The organism is Pseudozobellia sp. WGM2, from assembly GCF_017810075.1.
Classification (GTDB): domain Bacteria; phylum Bacteroidota; class Bacteroidia; order Flavobacteriales; family Flavobacteriaceae; genus JADNYK01.
In genome coordinates, this window is sequence record NZ_JADNYK010000004.1 from 615285 (window position 1) to 630307 (window position 15023).

Here is a 15023-nt window from a genome sequence, read left to right on the forward strand (position 1 = left end):
AAACCACCTTGCACTCTACTCGTTCAAAGTGATATAATAGCCATTGTCAACCCTAATCGAAATTTCCCCTTTCCTGAGTTTTTTATTGACCGAATCTATGTCCTCGTAAGCATACAGGTATTTCTTACCCACTTTGAAAAAACTGACTAATCCCAACTCCCGTAGAGCAAGCATAATTTGACCATTATAAGACACGCCTAGCCTTTCGCAAAATGCCTTTCCGGTCAAATTAAGTGGTTGTATGTTTACCTGATTACCCATTGAATCCAATGATTCCCTGCTTCTAGATATTTCTCGATTTCCTTTTCTTCTTCTTGCGCTTCCAACGGTCAAAATCCTCCAGTTCCATTTTAAACGGCGTAAAAGGTTCGTCGATCAGGCCATCTTTTTGAGTGCCTCCCAAATCGTATTTTGGTTTTTCACCAGTTTGGATTGCCCCTCCCTCAGCATCTTTTGTTTTTCCGACATCTTTTCTTGATGGGCCTGTATCTGAATTAACAGCTCCTTTATTTCCTTGTTCTGGATGATTATTTTCGAGAATAACTGCACGGTCTCTGATTTGTTCATAATCGATTTGTTTTATGATGTTGTTCCATGAATATTTTCGCCCCAAGCTGCTCCCTTTATAGATGACCTCTTCATATTTGAAGGAGATACCGGAGACCCTTCCCGTGGTCTTGCTGATATTGAATTTTGGCCGAATATTTCTTGACAGCAATTGATATAGGAACTCCTCCATAGTAGTTGAACTTTTTAATGCATCCCTCAATTGATGTTGAAGCAGACTTTTAATCGGTGGGTTGCCCGTTCGGAGTGATTTCTCTATCTCTTTTTGAGTTAGTGCCGCCTCTCTTTCCAAGCTTGCGTCTGGCAGTTGGGAAAGACCATATTTCTTTTCCAGCTCGCGTACCAAGCGTTCGCTGCGCTCATAGTCTCTGCTATCGCTGACCAACGCTCCGGATAGTTTTACCCTATTGGCAACGATATGGATGTGTTGGTGGCTTTGGTCATCATGGCGGTACATGATGTATTGGTTGTCATCGAATCCCATCCCGTTTAGATAATCTAGTCCCATCGCAACGAATTCACTATCACGCATCTTATCGCCAGGCGGCAGATTCAAGGACACATGATAGACTGCTTTGCCAAGCCTAGGGCGCAACTGCCTAATTAAATTGAACTCCTTGGTCATATCGACAGAACTGCCCAAATCTATATTCGCATCCAGCACAATGGCCTGGCCCAATTCGACTTTTTTTTGGTTGTAGGCCAACAGTCCATAGAAATCCTTGCCCTTTATCTGTTTCGCTATCATTTGTTGGTAATATTCGACTTTAGTTCCTGTAAAAGGTGTCGTAGTTCTTCCAATTGTCTATATAGGATTTTGGGCGAATGCATGCGCAAATGGGAATTTTTTGTGAGTTGATTAATGTTGTTGCCAATCCGACTCAACTCAACGAACAATCTTCTATCTTCCGGCGTAACCTTGGTTCTGGGAAGTGGTCTGCCCGAAACTTTTTTTCGGATATAATCCGGTATGTCGATGCCCAACGTGGCCGCATTTCCGGAAACGATAAGGTATTCATTGACGGTCATGCGTACATTGACCCGTATCGCCTTGAGTGCTTCAATATCTTTTTTTGGCCGTGCCATAATTCAGGGGTTTGGGGAGGATCCCCAACAAGCCTCGCGAACAAAGTGAGCGGTTTTTGCTTGCAAAAACATGGCTTGCTACGTGACCTCCGATTAACTTAGGCCAAACCTAAAACATATCGCAAGTCAGTAAGGGCTTTGCCGTACACGGAGTGTTGTACGGTAAATGGATTCAGCAGAGTTTTACGTCCTCAAAAAGGATTTTGAGGGAGGCCTCGGCTTCAGGAACCTGAAAGTACCTATGGGATTCCAAAACCAGATGTTGTAGTGCGGATCTATAGCGTGCTTTGCCATAGGCGTTGTCCTCATAAAAAGTACAGGGGTCTTTGGGATGCACCTCCATGGGCGTGGTAAAGGATTTTATGTCCCTGTTCATATACTCAAACCGTTGGGAAGCCCTTCTGTGGATACCATGAAGGGTAAGCTCTTTGGGATATTTAGGGACATTGTAATAAAGTTCTTCCAAGATTACGATAAAGGCCCGTCTACGCGAAAGTTTCGGTTTTTGCGAAGCGATACCGATTGCATTTTGCACCTCGCGCACCAAACGCTCGGCCAATAGGACCTGTGATCGGGAATATTCTTTTCCGTTGACCTTAGGATGTTCCTCCTTGGCCAAATCTTCCAGATAGCGAAGCAGTTTTTCCGACGGAATCATAGCTTAGGACCGCCCCTGCGTCTGTTTATAGTTGGAGCTCGCTCTAAAGCATTTACCAAAGCCTTGGAAAGTTTTTCGGATCGAAGGGAGAGGCCCAACAGGTGTTGTTGCGTTATCGAGCCCGCCAACAAATAGTCGGCCATGGTAGTCTTCTTGGGCCAGAGCTTGGCCTTTACGATGAGATGTAACAATAGTTGTTCGTGTGCATCGAGGCCATAGCGGGAATTTTCCAATTCTTTATCAAAACTTTTGAGATAACCTTCGGTAAGGAGCTTCTTTTCTTTCACGGTTTTCTCCACTTTTTTCCATTGGGCCTGCGTCGAAAAATGCGCTGTTAAATAAGCTACGGAGAATCGGCCATATTCCCATTTCCGGTATGAAGTGGTCTGGTCCAAGAGTTCCATTTCTACAAAATCCACTAGCGGTTCATTGGACAATGGCCGTTTCAGGTCATATTCGACATTCTGGAGTGCTTCCTGCTGCAATATCACGGAACTATCCAGATTGTTCATCAGATGTCTTGCAAAAGTTTGGGATAGGTCGAACAGCGGTTGTTTATCTTCCAAAATTGCCTTTAAAAGCAGTTCCCGTTGTCCTTCGGATACCTCGTCATAATGAAGCCCATACGTAAAGATGGCCGTGATGAGGGTTTTCAGTTGCTGGTCCGAAAGCGTGGTCTTTTTGTGGGAAGGGGAAAGACCATCCAGTTCACTGATGACCTCAACGAAAGACTGACGGTCTATCGGCCGACTGAAATCCAGTACTTTATATAGGGTTTCGGACATAATATAAATTTAATCAATGTAATGGAAAAGATTCGAAAAATATATCACTTTGTTCTGGGCCGTATCCACCCTTTTGAAGAGAATATAAATACCAGAAACTGATTATCGCAATTGCCCTCCAAAAGATAGTCTATAACTTCTTGCTTATAAATGGGAAGACCGTACAAATCCATCAAGGAATTTTCCTTGTTATTTTGACTTTACCTGTTTCGAAAATTCGGCTTCCGGCATTCCTAGAGGCATCAAGACATGATACCAGATGCAGTTCAAGTAATAGCTGAGAATTCTAATCATCGAGGTAATTTCTTCATATTAATCGTCTATTTGGACTTTTTTGGTTTTTCGAAAGAGAATAGAATTAACGGAACGATGATTATTAAAGTAATCATAACCAAAGTGAATGTTCTTATCATGTAAACCACTTTAATCTCATGAACCTCTAATTCAAAAACAAGCGGCATCATCCAAAAACACAGCGACACCGATATTAATAGGGCCAATACCCTTAAGAAGGTGTCTGAATTCAATTTTGTAATTTTTCCCATAGCGTATTAACGTTTTAATCGATAACAAAGATGAATAAATTTAGGTGTTCATATCAAACTTCATCCATAATGGACTCTGATTATATAACCTTTATTCATATCTGATTCGTTTATGTGGTTGTCCTGCCCAAATTGATTTCAATTTTTAGGCGAGGGAAATTCCACTTCCATCCTCCAATCCAAGGCGTTCATCTTTTCTAAAAACCCTTGGATTCCTTTGACCAAATCTTTATAGGCTGGGGAATCCCCATAAATCATTTGCTCTTGCATGGTTTTATAATCTGCCTTCCAATCGTCCTCAAACTCGGCGGATGGGATGGGCCGTATATCTTGTGGTTGATGAAGATTATAATCGACTCCGCCAAGTTTTGTGAATACATATCGATGGTTTACGATGGTTTCATATAATCCTTTGTCAAGAATGGCATTAGTCGCAAATTCCGTTTTCGATAATTGGAAAATATCGTACAAATGACGGCTTAACCTATCTACCCTTATCTTTTCCTTGGGACGTTGGAATTCCTCATGCAATAGGAAAAGTTTTTCCAAAAAAGTCCTTTCAGGGGTTACGGATGGGACATTTACTGGAGACTCGACAAATTCCGCATCGGGATATTCTTCGTCAACAAAGGAGTTTATCGGTTTTAATCGAAAAGGTTCCCTTAAGGAGCGACAGCCAATCTCGACCTGTACTCTTGGTTGGATGTATCCGGGGGATTTGGTAAGATAGGGATAGTAGATTTCTATGATACGGGGGTCTTGGTCACTTGATTCGGCAGGAACGATATTGAACTGTACATCCATAAAGCCGTTGTTCTTAAATCGCTCTTGCAATTCGGGATAAAATTTCCCTGAAATGTAGGAGCTGGTTTCTTTTCGGAGCTTGGTCAATTCTTTTTTTGATAGTTCCCCGGAATATCCAAAAAATCCACGGTCAGCGGCAAGGTCGATATCTTCGCTAAATCGATCTATCAGTTTCCAAGCCTTGCTTAGCGACGTCCCGCCTTTAAATACCAAATGTTCCGCTATCCCCATTTCAAATATTATTCCCAATGTACGGACGACCCACCAGTCCTTTTCAGCAGCAAAATCGGGGATACCCGTTTTGTTTTCTACATTTTTAAAGATGGCAAGCCGATCTTCTTTGGGTATATCGTAAAATGTCATTTTATCCATTGTCCAAGCTCTTTTCCATAATTTTCCGTATCCATGCCGGAGCCAATGCTATATCGTGAAGCAGGTCTTTTTGGTCTTCTTTTTTCAATAGGGCAATAATCTTTGCTTCTTCCTCGTCCGTTAATTGTTCCTTTCCGATCTCGCGAAGGGCCTGTATGACCAGTCTGCTTATCTCGCCCTTGGCCGATAAATTCTTGGGGGTGGTCTTCTTTAGTTTTATGCTTCGCTTCCCCATTTTTATTTCCCGGGGAGCTCCATCGGTAAGAAAGACAAGTTTCATGGGTACCTGTGTGCTAAGCCCCAATGCACTTAAGGCATAGACTCCGGTAGGCACCAACCTGATCTTGTCCCTTTTGGCTATTGCCCTAGCAATTTCCTCTGCCGTTGGCAATACCTCTCCCGCATATTTACTTGTCTTGGGGCGTACATAGATTCCTTGGGCCACTCTTTTTATATAACCTTCTTTTTCAATCCTGTGGAGAGCTAGCCGTATGGCTTCAGGTGAACCCAATCCCCGAAAATCATCGGGGAACACTAATTCTCCCCGCTCCTTTTTGGAAATGGATTTTTTTATTTTGGACTCAACACTCTGCATAACACATTCATCTTATCTGTAACAAATTTAGTAAATTTTTGTTACAGAATACCTTTGGCTATTAATCTATTCCTACAATAGTTGCCTTCAAATTTGTTTGGGTAAAAAACGGTAAAATATCTTAAATACGGGAATCAACGGTACACACACCGAACAAAGTTCTCGTACACTATGGAACTACAAAACACGTTCCGCAAAGGTATGGGACCCCGATAGGGGCTTCCATACGTTTGCGTCCCGTTTCGAGGGGGTTGAAAATCAGTAGCCGGAAAGACGACCGAATGCGAGCCAGCGCAGCGTGCTCGCTTGGTCAAGCTTGAAGGTGGAGGGTTTTCAACTCCCGCAGAAACCATGGGGAGGGAGAGAAAAAGACGGACAAATAAGATCGATCAGTCCAATGATACGGTCAGGAGTACGACCTCAGCCATCTTTTAGCGATATAATATCCCCAGACCGATAGTTCCATTGCCCCGAAAAGCCATATCAAGTCCTTGATAAATGGAATGCCGACCATGATGAAAAGAAATAGCAGTAACGGTATTCCCAAAAAACGTTTTAGCCTGAGCATTCCCTGTAGAATGATCCACATAAAAATGATGAATCCCAAAAAGGGAAGCTTTTCATATAGAATTTCAAGCGATAGCATGCACATTGGATTTTATGGGAAGCGGATTCGTCCTGCCTGTTTCAAGGTTTACGAATGCCCCGTGATATTTGATTTTTTTGTTCACTAAAAGTTCGTAGAGGCAATGGACGGCCATTGACGACAGGGCATCATTGATGAACAGCGATTGTTCCTGCAACTTGTCCGCATAGCTACACCCTTTACCCTGTTCCACCTCATCCTCCATTTTTGATAGGTCGGGGAACAAATCAACTATATGATCTAACTTTTGGTTTTGCACCTCCCCATTCGAAGGCCGATCATTGTGTTGCAGATTTCCGAGGACATACTGACCAAAGTATTTCCCGTTGCCCAAATCCAACCAATAATGTTGGTTCTCATAGGGATAGGAACTTGAGTGTGGGTGTTCCAACACCTTTGCCAGTTCCAACCGAAAATCGGCACCGTCCACACAGCTAATGATCAAATTGGCGTGCAATCTTTTATCGTCCGCGCCTATCCGTTCGGGGACGGCATCCCATTGCAGTCCGAAGGTATGGTTGACCTTGGTTACGGCACAAATGGCCTTGTTGCCCCCAACATCCTGTGGGACATACAACTGTCGGCCCACATTCGAGGCCTGTACCATATCCCCGTCGAAAACGGTCACATAGAAGCCTGGATGCCCCAACTGCACCAAGGCATGGTCTAGCCTTGCCAAACGTGCCAACACGATGGAACCGTTGCCCCCTGCCCCAACCAATGCAATGGTAATGGGATGTGTGGGAGCGAAAAAATAATTCGGGGCGTAGTGAAAATCAGTTTTCATAGACATGCTGTAAAAGTTGGTGGTTCGGGAGTAAAAGGGATTCCTCGAAATTTTGTATTCCCTGCATTTGGAGCATCAACTCCGTGTAATTCCCGTTGAGCAGATGGTCGTGGTTCGTATGGGTAAAAACCGACAGGAAAAATTGCTTTTCCGCAAAGGCCATGATGTCCTCATAAAAATCCAAATGGCGATAACGCAATGTCGCATCGCCCATGCACACCTTTCCAGAGGCATAGACGTTCATAAAAGGGGCATGGTAGAGTTCCGTGCCGTCATGGATCGGCTTTTTTCGTGTTATGGCAAAAACGGAAAGCGATTCCCCCGAAAGGGAAAATACCAATTTGGGTATGGGATATGTTCCCGTAGGTATGTCCAATTGCTCTTTAAAAAGTAGCCTTTCCGTGGGTCGGTCACAAGACCAGACCAATTGCAATCTCCCCTTGTCCCTGAAATAGAGCAATTGTTTGGGCAACCGACCCTTAAAGGAAAACTCACTTTGGTCCACATCGACCAATTTGAGCATGTCCCTTACCATATCCATGGTAAGCGGAGACCCTGCCCCCAATTTCCCGTTTCGAACGGTATGCCTTGAAAAGTAACATTCGTCCCGTCCGTAATACCCATTTGTGGCCTCATAGCCTATGATGGCCAATTTCGGTTCATAATGAAATTTGGGGTCGTGTAGGGTACTTTCTTCCATCAGAGTTTTTTTAAGAGTTCGTTCAAACGATCCATAAAATTGAAAACGGCATTTACCTGCCCTTCCTTCCGCATAACAAAGGACTTGGTCTCGTTCCCAACTGTGAGTGATATGTCGTAAATGGTATGGGAGTAGCCGTACTGTGCGATCTCGTTTACAAAGTTGATATAGCCATTTTCCAATTGGGAATCCTCCCTATCCAAAAAGACGATCAGGTTGTCCACTTTCAAATCCATGTCGTCTTCCAGAAAACATAGGTTGGCAAAGGCATTGAAATCAATGGCAGGGGCTTCCAACAGCAAATCCCGTATCATTTTGAACAAGGTGTTTTTTGGTCGGTAATCTCGCATACAGGCTAGCCAATCGAAATCCTCGTACTCCGCATAATCGGGAGCATGTGCCTCGATAAAGCACAGGACACATGGGCCTTCGGCACAACAGTCGGTTTCGGGGTCTGATTCGGATTCCAAAACCTCGAACGACCATTCGAGCAAACATTCCAATAAGTAGCCCATCCGCTTGAATACATTGTCAAAGGGCAACGAATGCACGAAGGACAGTAGGGCGGCGAACAGTTTAGGACTTCGGTCATGCAACGAAAATATGGGGGCCGTTGGAATCGCCCAAATATGGTGCGCCTCAAAAACGGGCTTCATGATAAGGATGCCATCATCTCCCTCTTGGGTACACACCTCCTTTACCAGTGCATCGGGAATTTCCCTATGCAATCGTTGCAATTGCCCGAAGAACCGCATTTCAGGACTATCTTCCGCCAAGGAGGATGCCTTGCCCGTAAGCGTATCCAATGCATTTCTCGCTAGGATGCTTAACGTGTCCCATCGATTTTCGTCCCCATCGTCGAATACCTCGATTCGGGGCAGGATCGGGATGGTCAGGTCAGAAAAAAACGATCCCCTTGTTGGATGTGTTTGGGTCGTCGGGTTCCCGATGACGGCCTCGTCCGCGAATCGAGAATACCGAACAAGGCCTTGTGGAAACGGGACAGTTCCCTTTTTGATGGTATGCGCTTCTTTTTCATTCATCGCTATCCTTTGGTTCCCGCTATGGTCTTGAACATGATTTCATGACGACCGTCGACAATACCATTGTCCACGATCTTGGCGTTGGTCAGTTCGGGATACACCGAGGCATAGTGGTCCTTGATCCGGTTCGGTGTCCAGTTCGGGTCGATGTCGTCCAAGACGGAATCCCCCGATACGTTCTTCAGCATGAACTTTCGTTCCAATCCTAATACTTCCATAGTGCGTTCCGTTTAAAAAAAGGTGGGTTGCCCGTAGGCCTTCATATCCTCGATGGTCTTTTTCGCCAAAACATCGTTCTCATCGAGTTCCAGTACTTTGTTGGCCAGTTCCACGGCCTTTTTGTGTTCGGCCAAGGGGTTGAACTTCTTGCCCTTGACCAGTTCCTGTAGGTCGGAAAGCGCCTTCTTCTTTTTCTCCTTGCGGTCGCCGGCCATTTTGGTCTTTTCCTCTGCCTTTTTCAGATTGGCGAGATAGCCGTTGGCATTGTCGAACAGTACCTTTGTTTCCTGCATGGGTTTCCCCAACCGCTCCAAAAAGACGGTATCGATTTCCTCGATATTGCCCTTGAGCGTAAAGGGCCGTATCGCTTTCAGGGCGTTGTCGCCCTCCGATGCCTTTGGGAGCAGGGAGACCGCACAGTCCGAACCGTGAAAGGAGACCGATATGGAGAATTGCCCAATGCCCGTCTTGCACAAAGATTTAAAGAATGCTTCCATAGGTAATGTTTTTAATATTTACCATAAGTTACCCCTAACATTCCCTAAAACACAGTATTTCAATACCTTAAACCAGATTTGACTTCTCTTTCCCTACCCACAAAATACGCCCCGAAGGGGCGTTGGAACGGGTGTTTGCATGTTAGAAATGTGCAGGATTTTGAATGGATCTTGGCTATCATTTAAGTTTACTATAAGAACAATTGGCTGTATCATCGGAGAAAAAAACTATAATATGAATACAGAAAGTTTAGAAGTGCATAGTACTCCGAAAACGGGTGTGGCCATTTATGTGAACTTCTTAAAATCGGGCGGGAAGGCGCGACGGGAAAAGCAAGTGTGCGGGGTTTCGAGGAACGAGAAAGCCCCGTACTCTTGTGTGCGGCCGGGAGGGGGCATGGAACGGAGGCGGAGCCTGTGGAGCGGACGGGCCATGTTCCCGCACCGGCATGGCAGTTATCAAGGGCATAAATTTGGAAAAGGTAGCTTTGGTCCCGGCCTTCTGTTCCAAGTAGAACAAAGGAAGGGCAAAGGACAGTCGGGAAGGCGCCGTTGCCAAGGATAGCGTAAGAGATAGGTTATAAAGTGGGTCGTATTAATTAATGACGGCGGCACCTCAAATAAGCATGACGTATCAATTAATCGACTGAAGCATGAATAAGACACAAATTACCTCTTGTAATATGGAGTTCACATTCCATTTAAGTTTATCCAGCCCTTTTCCGTTTGAGGGCCTTGATGTCCTGTTTCAGGACCGACATCTTGGCCGTTTTTTCCCGTGGGAAGCCAATGGCCGTTTTCTTTTTATGGGCCTCCAAGGACCGTAGGTTATGGTCCAGATCGAATTTTTTGGATCTGATTTCCCGTTGTACCTTTTGACATAGTTTAATGAGTTGCAGGGCCACTTTTTCGGGGTCGAACCGTTGCTGCTTTCTACTAGCGATGTGGATATTCCGAAACTGCAGCCCATAGGAATAGAGATAGTTGCCGTTCGAGGGAACATATTCCGCTTGAAAGACCAAATTGGCGTTCAAAGTTGGCAAGCGGGCGACCTGTTTGTGCTTTTGTATGTTCAGGTTCAAATTCGACCTTTCGGCTATGGCCAGACCCAATCGCTTTAGGAATGTTTTGGGTTCCTTTATGTTATGGACGCGCGATTCGAGTTCGGAACCTGAAACGAGGCCCAACAGACCTTGTTGGATTCGGTCCAATTCCTCGGATTCGGTTTCGTCCAATGGTAGGTTTAATTTTTCAATGGTACGGTGGGCATTTTCAAGTTCCGCCACTTGGGAAACGATATGTTTGTTTTCCTTTTCGATACGCTCGATGGCCTTGAAGGAATTGGCCTTGTTGAGCTCGTGCAACCGCTTTTGCGATTGTAGAAACTTTAGGTCATCGGAAAGCTTGACCAGCTGAAACTGGTCCATATCCCCTATCAACGCGGCCTGCATCTGTTCATAGGACAGGCTCTTGTCATCGGGAACCAGATCGTCATAGATGCGTTTGTTCGGATCGGCCTCCCTGATCTGTTCCCGGAACCTTTCTTTATGGGTATTCAAGGAATAGGAAAAGATGTCCGTGGAATCCTTGATGCCGTAGAATCGCTCCACCACCGTATTGCCATATACCTGGGCTACCTCGTTTCCCTTTCGCAGGCCCCGTCCGGCACGTTGGTCAAAGGCATCGGGGGAATAGGGAATGTCCATATGGAAGATGCCCACGACCCGTTTCTGGATGTTCGTGCCCGTACCCAATACCTGTGTACTGCCGAGTGCCACCCTAATCTCCCCGTTTCGTATCTTTTCCTGCATACGATCTGTTCTGTTCCTCGCCTTTTCCTCTTGGGCCAGGGCAATCTCATGGGCGGGAATGCCATAGTCTTCCCGAAGGATTTCACGGACCGTGTCGTACGAGTTGTACTGTCCCGGTTTCCAAACGTTAAGGTCCGAGAACACTAGGCATACCCCTTTGTGTTCCGATGTTTTTTTATAAAGCCCCACCACATCCCGGCACAGACGTTGGAGTTTGAACTGGTCGAGTTCCGAAAAATCGATGGCGAGATTGTCCTTTGCCAAAGGGTCGATCAAAAGGGAGCGGTTGATATTGAGTGCCGTAATGTGTGCGGACTTCATTTGGTCCGCGTTGTAAACGGGAACCTTGAACAGGGCATTTTGGTTCCGGTCCTTGGTAAACCTGAGCGAGGCCCGTTTGAGTTCTTCATAGGCCGGTGTCGACTCCAAAATTATAAATTCCCTGTCCACCTCAAGGTTATGGGTCCTGAAATGTTTGTCCCTACAGATATGGGTAAAGGAGTTGTACATCTTGCTCAGTTCGGGCAAGTTGGTGTAGTACCGAAACCGTGCGTGCATCCTCGGATCGCCAAAAATGTTCGGCTCTATGCTCACGCTCTGCTTTAGGAAAATCGAGGCCCACGCATCGAAATTGAAAATGCTCTTGCGCTTCAGCGCCGCAGGGGTAAGATAGCGCTGGTAGGCATACAGTTCGGTAACGGAGTTTTTCAAAGGGGTTCCGCTATAAAAAAAGATGTTTTTGTCGGGACCTCTGCGATGATGTATGGATTTTATGCTGATTTCGAGATCAAGGTTCCTTTGGCTGTCCGAATGGTTGTTGAGGCCCGATACGTTCTGGTGCCGGGTCGTGAAACCGATGTTCTTGAAATAATGGGCCTCGTCGATTATCAGGGCCTCGATGCCCAGTTCGGCCAGGGTCGTTTCAGTCTCTTCGGACCGTTCCTCCAATTTCTTTAAAGTTGTCTGCAGCTTGTCCTCCAAATGTTCCTTCCTTTTGATCAGGCCCTTGATGAGTTTTTTGGATTCCTTGATATTTCCGTATTCCCTGGCCGTTTCCAGGTCCTGTTCGATCATATCGATCTTTTCCCCGAGGATATCCAGGACGAACCGCCTTGATTTGGGAATCTGCTTTAAATGGCCATGCTCGGCGATGATCAGGTCAATGGCCCCGTGGTTTTTAATCGTTTTCAAGGTCTTGGCCCTTTTGCCCTTGGCCATGTTCCTGGAACTCAATCGGAGGATGTTCAACTGGGGGAAATTGGCCCTGATCTCCGTCTCGATCTGGGGGGCCACACTCTTTAAGGTCAACAAGAGGGTTCTCCTGCTCTTCCCGTGCTGTTTCAGTTTATGGGCCAGCATCGCCATGGATAGGGTCTTGCCCTTGCCGACCTGATGATCGTTCAGGGCACTGCCCGTGGTAAGCCCGAAGAGCGTGGAGTCGATCTGGTGTTGGTAGGGCGGGTAGACCAAGGTATCGGGAAAGGTGAGCCATCCCTTGGGCACCGTGATATTGACATCGGCCAAAAATGCCTGATAATAGTTGTTCTCAATGGTGGCCTTCAATTCTTGGCGTCCCTCGATAAAGGATTTGAAATGGAGCTGCAGCTCCTCATAAAGGTTTTGGGCCATGAGGGTGGCATCCTTGTCCAGTTTTCTGATGGTCTTTCCCGATCGGTCCTTGTACGAGGTAAAGATGACAGGATACCTGTTTTCCGCGAAATGTTGCAATATGCGTTTATAGTTCGCCTTGACCTCATGGTGGAGCACCACACTGAAGCGTTCGTGGGCCTCTTGGTTAAAGTCCCTGGGGAACATCAAGGTCAGGGTGGAGTTGAACTGCGCCATATTGATCTGTACCTTCTCGCCTATGAGGTCCTCCAAAAAGGACTCCTTGGCGGAAATGGGGATAAAATGGCTCTCGAAATTGAACTCGATATCGTCCAGATCCAATTTTGCCGGAAGCAGTACCGTTAGGGCCTGTTCCATCTTTTCCGTTCCGATTCCGAACGGCAGGGGATGCTTCCGTACATATTCGATCTTGTCCTGGATATAGCCACTGGAAAATAGAAAATAGGGCACCACGCTATAGCCTGTATCGGATTCCATATCAGGCTCCAGAAAAAAGGAACGTTTCTCCAACCCGTTTAGCAACAGTTCTTTTTCATTGGTCTTGAAGGCCTTTGCCACGGCAGCTATATCGATTTGCCCATAACGGTCAAACTGGTAGCGTACCATTTGTTCAGGGTTCCCGAATCGGGGTTCCTTCGAATCGGATAGATTTGGACCGGTTTCAGCAGGAACGGTTTCATCGGATTTTGCCTTGGCAAGGGAAACCTTCAGAAATCGCATCAAGGTGAACGACGGATTTTTACCATAGCCCTTTCCTTCAACCTTTTTCTCGAACTGCTGACGGACCTGCTCAAAATAATGGTCGTCTTTCAAGAAAATAAGATGGTCTTTTAGAAATCCCCATTTAAAATGGAAAGTGTCCAATTGGTAGTCCAAGTCTTGGAAGCATCGGGTAACTTCTTGCTCTGGAAGGCCCCTTTTTTCGATATTGAGGTTCAGCAGTACAAGTTCGTTCCTCATACGGGCATAGTCCGACACCAGTTCCTTGATTTTATGGGGCGCCTTTCTGGTACTCTGTGGGTCGGTGTAAAACAACACCTCGCCCTTCTTGTTAAAATTGTAGGTGCCGAAAAACAACCGGGAGTATTGTTCGGCGTCGCCATCGTGCAAGGTAATCGGGGGTAAAGCCGTATCGACGACAGGGGGCGTTTTTGGTATTACCGATTGTTCCTCCTTTGCGGCCATTTTTTGTACGGTTCTTGGTTTTTCCGGTAAATCGGAAGGTACCGGACCGACCTTAAATTCAAAACTGGTGGATTGTTGTTCCAGAAAATTGGATAGGGATATTTCGTTGGGTTCAACCACAATGCTTGGCCTGTTGTGGAAAAAGCCGAGTTTGGGCGTACCATGGACATTTCCGTGATGGTTCTTGAAAAATCGATTGGTCAAAAGGCTCTGATCTTCCAGTTCGATCGTTTCTGTATCCGAAAACGCCTTTTCGTCCATGGTCAATGCATCCTTGTTGGAGGTCCTCTGGTATACCAATAGGTCCGAGACCACTTTGGTCCCTTCCTTGGCGAACAAATCGGTATTGAAACGATTGGCCAGGAGCAGGTTGTTCTCCATTAATAGGTATTCCCTAAAATCGTTATAGGCACTTCGCTCCGCAAAAGCGGAGGAGGTGACCAATGCGGTAATCCCGCCCGGACGAACCAATTTAGGGGCATAAAAATTGAAATAATTGCCCACGTTCCTAAGCGGGCCTTCCGTCAGGTAATCGTGTCGGTACGCCTTGGTTATCGGAATGTCGCCAAAAGGGATATTGGTCATGACCAGATCGAAACGGGCCTTTTCGCCCCGCTCCAGATAAAAATCCTCAAAAGTGGTGTTCAGTACAGTTACACGATCTTCTTGTTGGTTGTTGGCCTTGAGGATTTCAAAGGACAGGATATCGGGTTCCAAGGCGGTAATCCGGGCCTTCGGGAAGGCCTTTTTCAGTTCCTGCACATAGGCACCATTGCCCGCCGAGGGTTCCAATATGGTACGGGGCTCGAACCCGTTTTGTTTCAGAAGACCGATCTTATATTCGATTAAAATCTTGGGCGTGTAGTAACTGGTCAAATGGTACCGCCGTAACGAATCCAGGATTTCCTTGGAAGTCTCCGGAAAAGCCCTTTCAATCGTCCGCAATAATTGTTTCCCTTGCTCTTCCTTTCCGGATGCAGGATAGAACAACAGTTCCCCCAACTTGGCAAGTCCGGAATTGTTGATGTAATAGTTCTTGGGGTTCGATGCCTTTAGCAGGGCAACGATCTGGGTCAAATGTTCCTGTTTCATAC

The 15023-nt window shown here is 46.0% G+C and carries 15 protein-coding genes; all 15 read right to left on the minus strand.

The window, feature by feature from the left end:
* Nucleotides 1–15: 15 nt before the first annotated feature.
* Entirely contained in the window at nucleotides 16–261 is a 246-nt protein-coding gene (locus tag IV512_RS12435; protein ID WP_209403808.1) for a hypothetical protein, read from the minus strand.
* A gap of 22 nt (nucleotides 262–283) precedes the next feature.
* Complete coding sequence (locus IV512_RS12440; RefSeq protein WP_209403810.1) at nucleotides 284–1315, minus strand: relaxase/mobilization nuclease domain-containing protein; 1032 nt, start codon at nucleotides 1313–1315, stop codon at nucleotides 284–286.
* Nucleotides 1312–1653, minus strand: coding sequence for a plasmid mobilization relaxosome protein MobC (gene mobC, locus IV512_RS12445; protein WP_209403812.1), 342 nt, complete (start codon nucleotides 1651–1653; stop codon nucleotides 1312–1314). The genes IV512_RS12440 and mobC overlap by 4 nt, the downstream gene beginning before the upstream one ends.
* Nucleotides 1654–1825: 172 nt before the next feature.
* Nucleotides 1826–2311, minus strand: coding sequence for a hypothetical protein (locus IV512_RS12450; protein WP_209403814.1), 486 nt, complete (start codon nucleotides 2309–2311; stop codon nucleotides 1826–1828).
* Nucleotides 2308–3096 carry a hypothetical protein gene (locus IV512_RS12455; RefSeq protein ID WP_209403816.1) on the minus strand — a complete coding sequence of 263 codons (789 nt, stop codon included), beginning with the start codon at nucleotides 3094–3096 and terminating at the stop codon, nucleotides 2308–2310. The genes IV512_RS12450 and IV512_RS12455 overlap by 4 nt, the downstream gene beginning before the upstream one ends.
* Before the next feature lie 320 nt (nucleotides 3097–3416).
* Entirely contained in the window at nucleotides 3417–3641 is a 225-nt protein-coding gene (locus IV512_RS12460) for a hypothetical protein (protein WP_209403817.1), read from the minus strand.
* 138 nt (nucleotides 3642–3779) lie between these two features.
* Complete coding sequence (locus IV512_RS12465) at nucleotides 3780–4817, minus strand: nucleotidyl transferase AbiEii/AbiGii toxin family protein (protein WP_245224785.1); 1038 nt, start codon at nucleotides 4815–4817, stop codon at nucleotides 3780–3782.
* Nucleotides 4810–5412, minus strand: coding sequence for a DUF6088 family protein (locus IV512_RS12470; protein WP_209403819.1), 603 nt, complete (start codon nucleotides 5410–5412; stop codon nucleotides 4810–4812). The genes IV512_RS12465 and IV512_RS12470 overlap by 8 nt, the downstream gene beginning before the upstream one ends.
* Before the next feature lie 406 nt (nucleotides 5413–5818).
* Nucleotides 5819–6058 (minus strand): hypothetical protein, encoded by a 240-nt coding sequence (locus tag IV512_RS12475; protein WP_209403821.1) that lies wholly within the window; start codon nucleotides 6056–6058, stop codon nucleotides 5819–5821.
* The gene (locus IV512_RS12480) at nucleotides 6045–6845 is read right to left on the minus strand and encodes a PRTRC system ThiF family protein (protein WP_209403823.1); all 801 of its coding nucleotides are present in this window, start codon (nucleotides 6843–6845) and stop codon (nucleotides 6045–6047) included. Before IV512_RS12480 ends, IV512_RS12475 begins: the two co-directional genes overlap by 14 nt.
* Nucleotides 6835–7545 (minus strand): hypothetical protein, encoded by a 711-nt coding sequence (locus tag IV512_RS12485; protein ID WP_209403825.1) that lies wholly within the window; start codon nucleotides 7543–7545, stop codon nucleotides 6835–6837. Before IV512_RS12485 ends, IV512_RS12480 begins: the two co-directional genes overlap by 11 nt.
* On the minus strand, nucleotides 7545–8351 hold the full coding sequence (locus IV512_RS12490) for a hypothetical protein (protein ID WP_209403827.1): 807 nt from the start codon (nucleotides 8349–8351) through the stop codon (nucleotides 7545–7547). Before IV512_RS12490 ends, IV512_RS12485 begins: the two co-directional genes overlap by 1 nt.
* A gap of 239 nt (nucleotides 8352–8590) precedes the next feature.
* Nucleotides 8591–8806: a PRTRC system protein C gene (locus tag IV512_RS12495; RefSeq protein ID WP_209403829.1), complete on the minus strand. Its 216-nt coding sequence runs from the start codon at nucleotides 8804–8806 to the stop codon at nucleotides 8591–8593.
* A gap of 12 nt (nucleotides 8807–8818) precedes the next feature.
* Nucleotides 8819–9304, minus strand: coding sequence for a hypothetical protein (locus IV512_RS12500; RefSeq protein ID WP_209403831.1), 486 nt, complete (start codon nucleotides 9302–9304; stop codon nucleotides 8819–8821).
* A 707-nt stretch (nucleotides 9305–10011) separates the two neighbouring features.
* A complete protein-coding gene (locus IV512_RS12505; RefSeq protein WP_209403833.1) occupies nucleotides 10012–15021 on the minus strand; it encodes a helicase-related protein in 5010 nt (1669 codons plus the stop codon).
* Nucleotides 15022–15023: the final 2 nt, after the last annotated feature.

Excerpts from the sequence above, each read along its gene's own strand:
- IV512_RS12480 (WP_209403823.1), bottom strand. The coding sequence starts at position 6,845 with ATGAAAACTGATTTTCACTACGCCCCGAATTATTTTTTCGCTCCCACA.
- IV512_RS12440 (WP_209403810.1), bottom strand. The coding sequence starts at position 1,315 with ATGATAGCGAAACAGATAAAGGGCAAGGATTTCTATGGACTGTTGGCC.
- IV512_RS12495 (WP_209403829.1), bottom strand. The coding sequence starts at position 8,806 with ATGGAAGTATTAGGATTGGAACGAAAGTTCATGCTGAAGAACGTATCG.
- IV512_RS12470 (WP_209403819.1), bottom strand. The coding sequence starts at position 5,412 with ATGCAGAGTGTTGAGTCCAAAATAAAAAAATCCATTTCCAAAAAGGAG.
- IV512_RS12485 (WP_209403825.1), bottom strand. The coding sequence starts at position 7,545 with ATGGAAGAAAGTACCCTACACGACCCCAAATTTCATTATGAACCGAAA.
- IV512_RS12475 (WP_209403821.1), bottom strand. The coding sequence starts at position 6,058 with ATGCTATCGCTTGAAATTCTATATGAAAAGCTTCCCTTTTTGGGATTC.
- IV512_RS12455 (WP_209403816.1), bottom strand. The coding sequence starts at position 3,096 with ATGTCCGAAACCCTATATAAAGTACTGGATTTCAGTCGGCCGATAGAC.
- IV512_RS12465 (WP_245224785.1), bottom strand. The coding sequence starts at position 4,817 with ATGGATAAAATGACATTTTACGATATACCCAAAGAAGATCGGCTTGCC.
- mobC (WP_209403812.1), bottom strand. The coding sequence starts at position 1,653 with ATGGCACGGCCAAAAAAAGATATTGAAGCACTCAAGGCGATACGGGTC.
- IV512_RS12505 (WP_209403833.1), bottom strand. The coding sequence starts at position 15,021 with ATGAAACAGGAACATTTGACCCAGATCGTTGCCCTGCTAAAGGCATCG.
- IV512_RS12450 (WP_209403814.1), bottom strand. The coding sequence starts at position 2,311 with ATGATTCCGTCGGAAAAACTGCTTCGCTATCTGGAAGATTTGGCCAAG.
- IV512_RS12460 (WP_209403817.1), bottom strand. The coding sequence starts at position 3,641 with ATGGGAAAAATTACAAAATTGAATTCAGACACCTTCTTAAGGGTATTG.
- IV512_RS12435 (WP_209403808.1), bottom strand. The coding sequence starts at position 261 with ATGGGTAATCAGGTAAACATACAACCACTTAATTTGACCGGAAAGGCA.
- IV512_RS12500 (WP_209403831.1), bottom strand. The coding sequence starts at position 9,304 with ATGGAAGCATTCTTTAAATCTTTGTGCAAGACGGGCATTGGGCAATTC.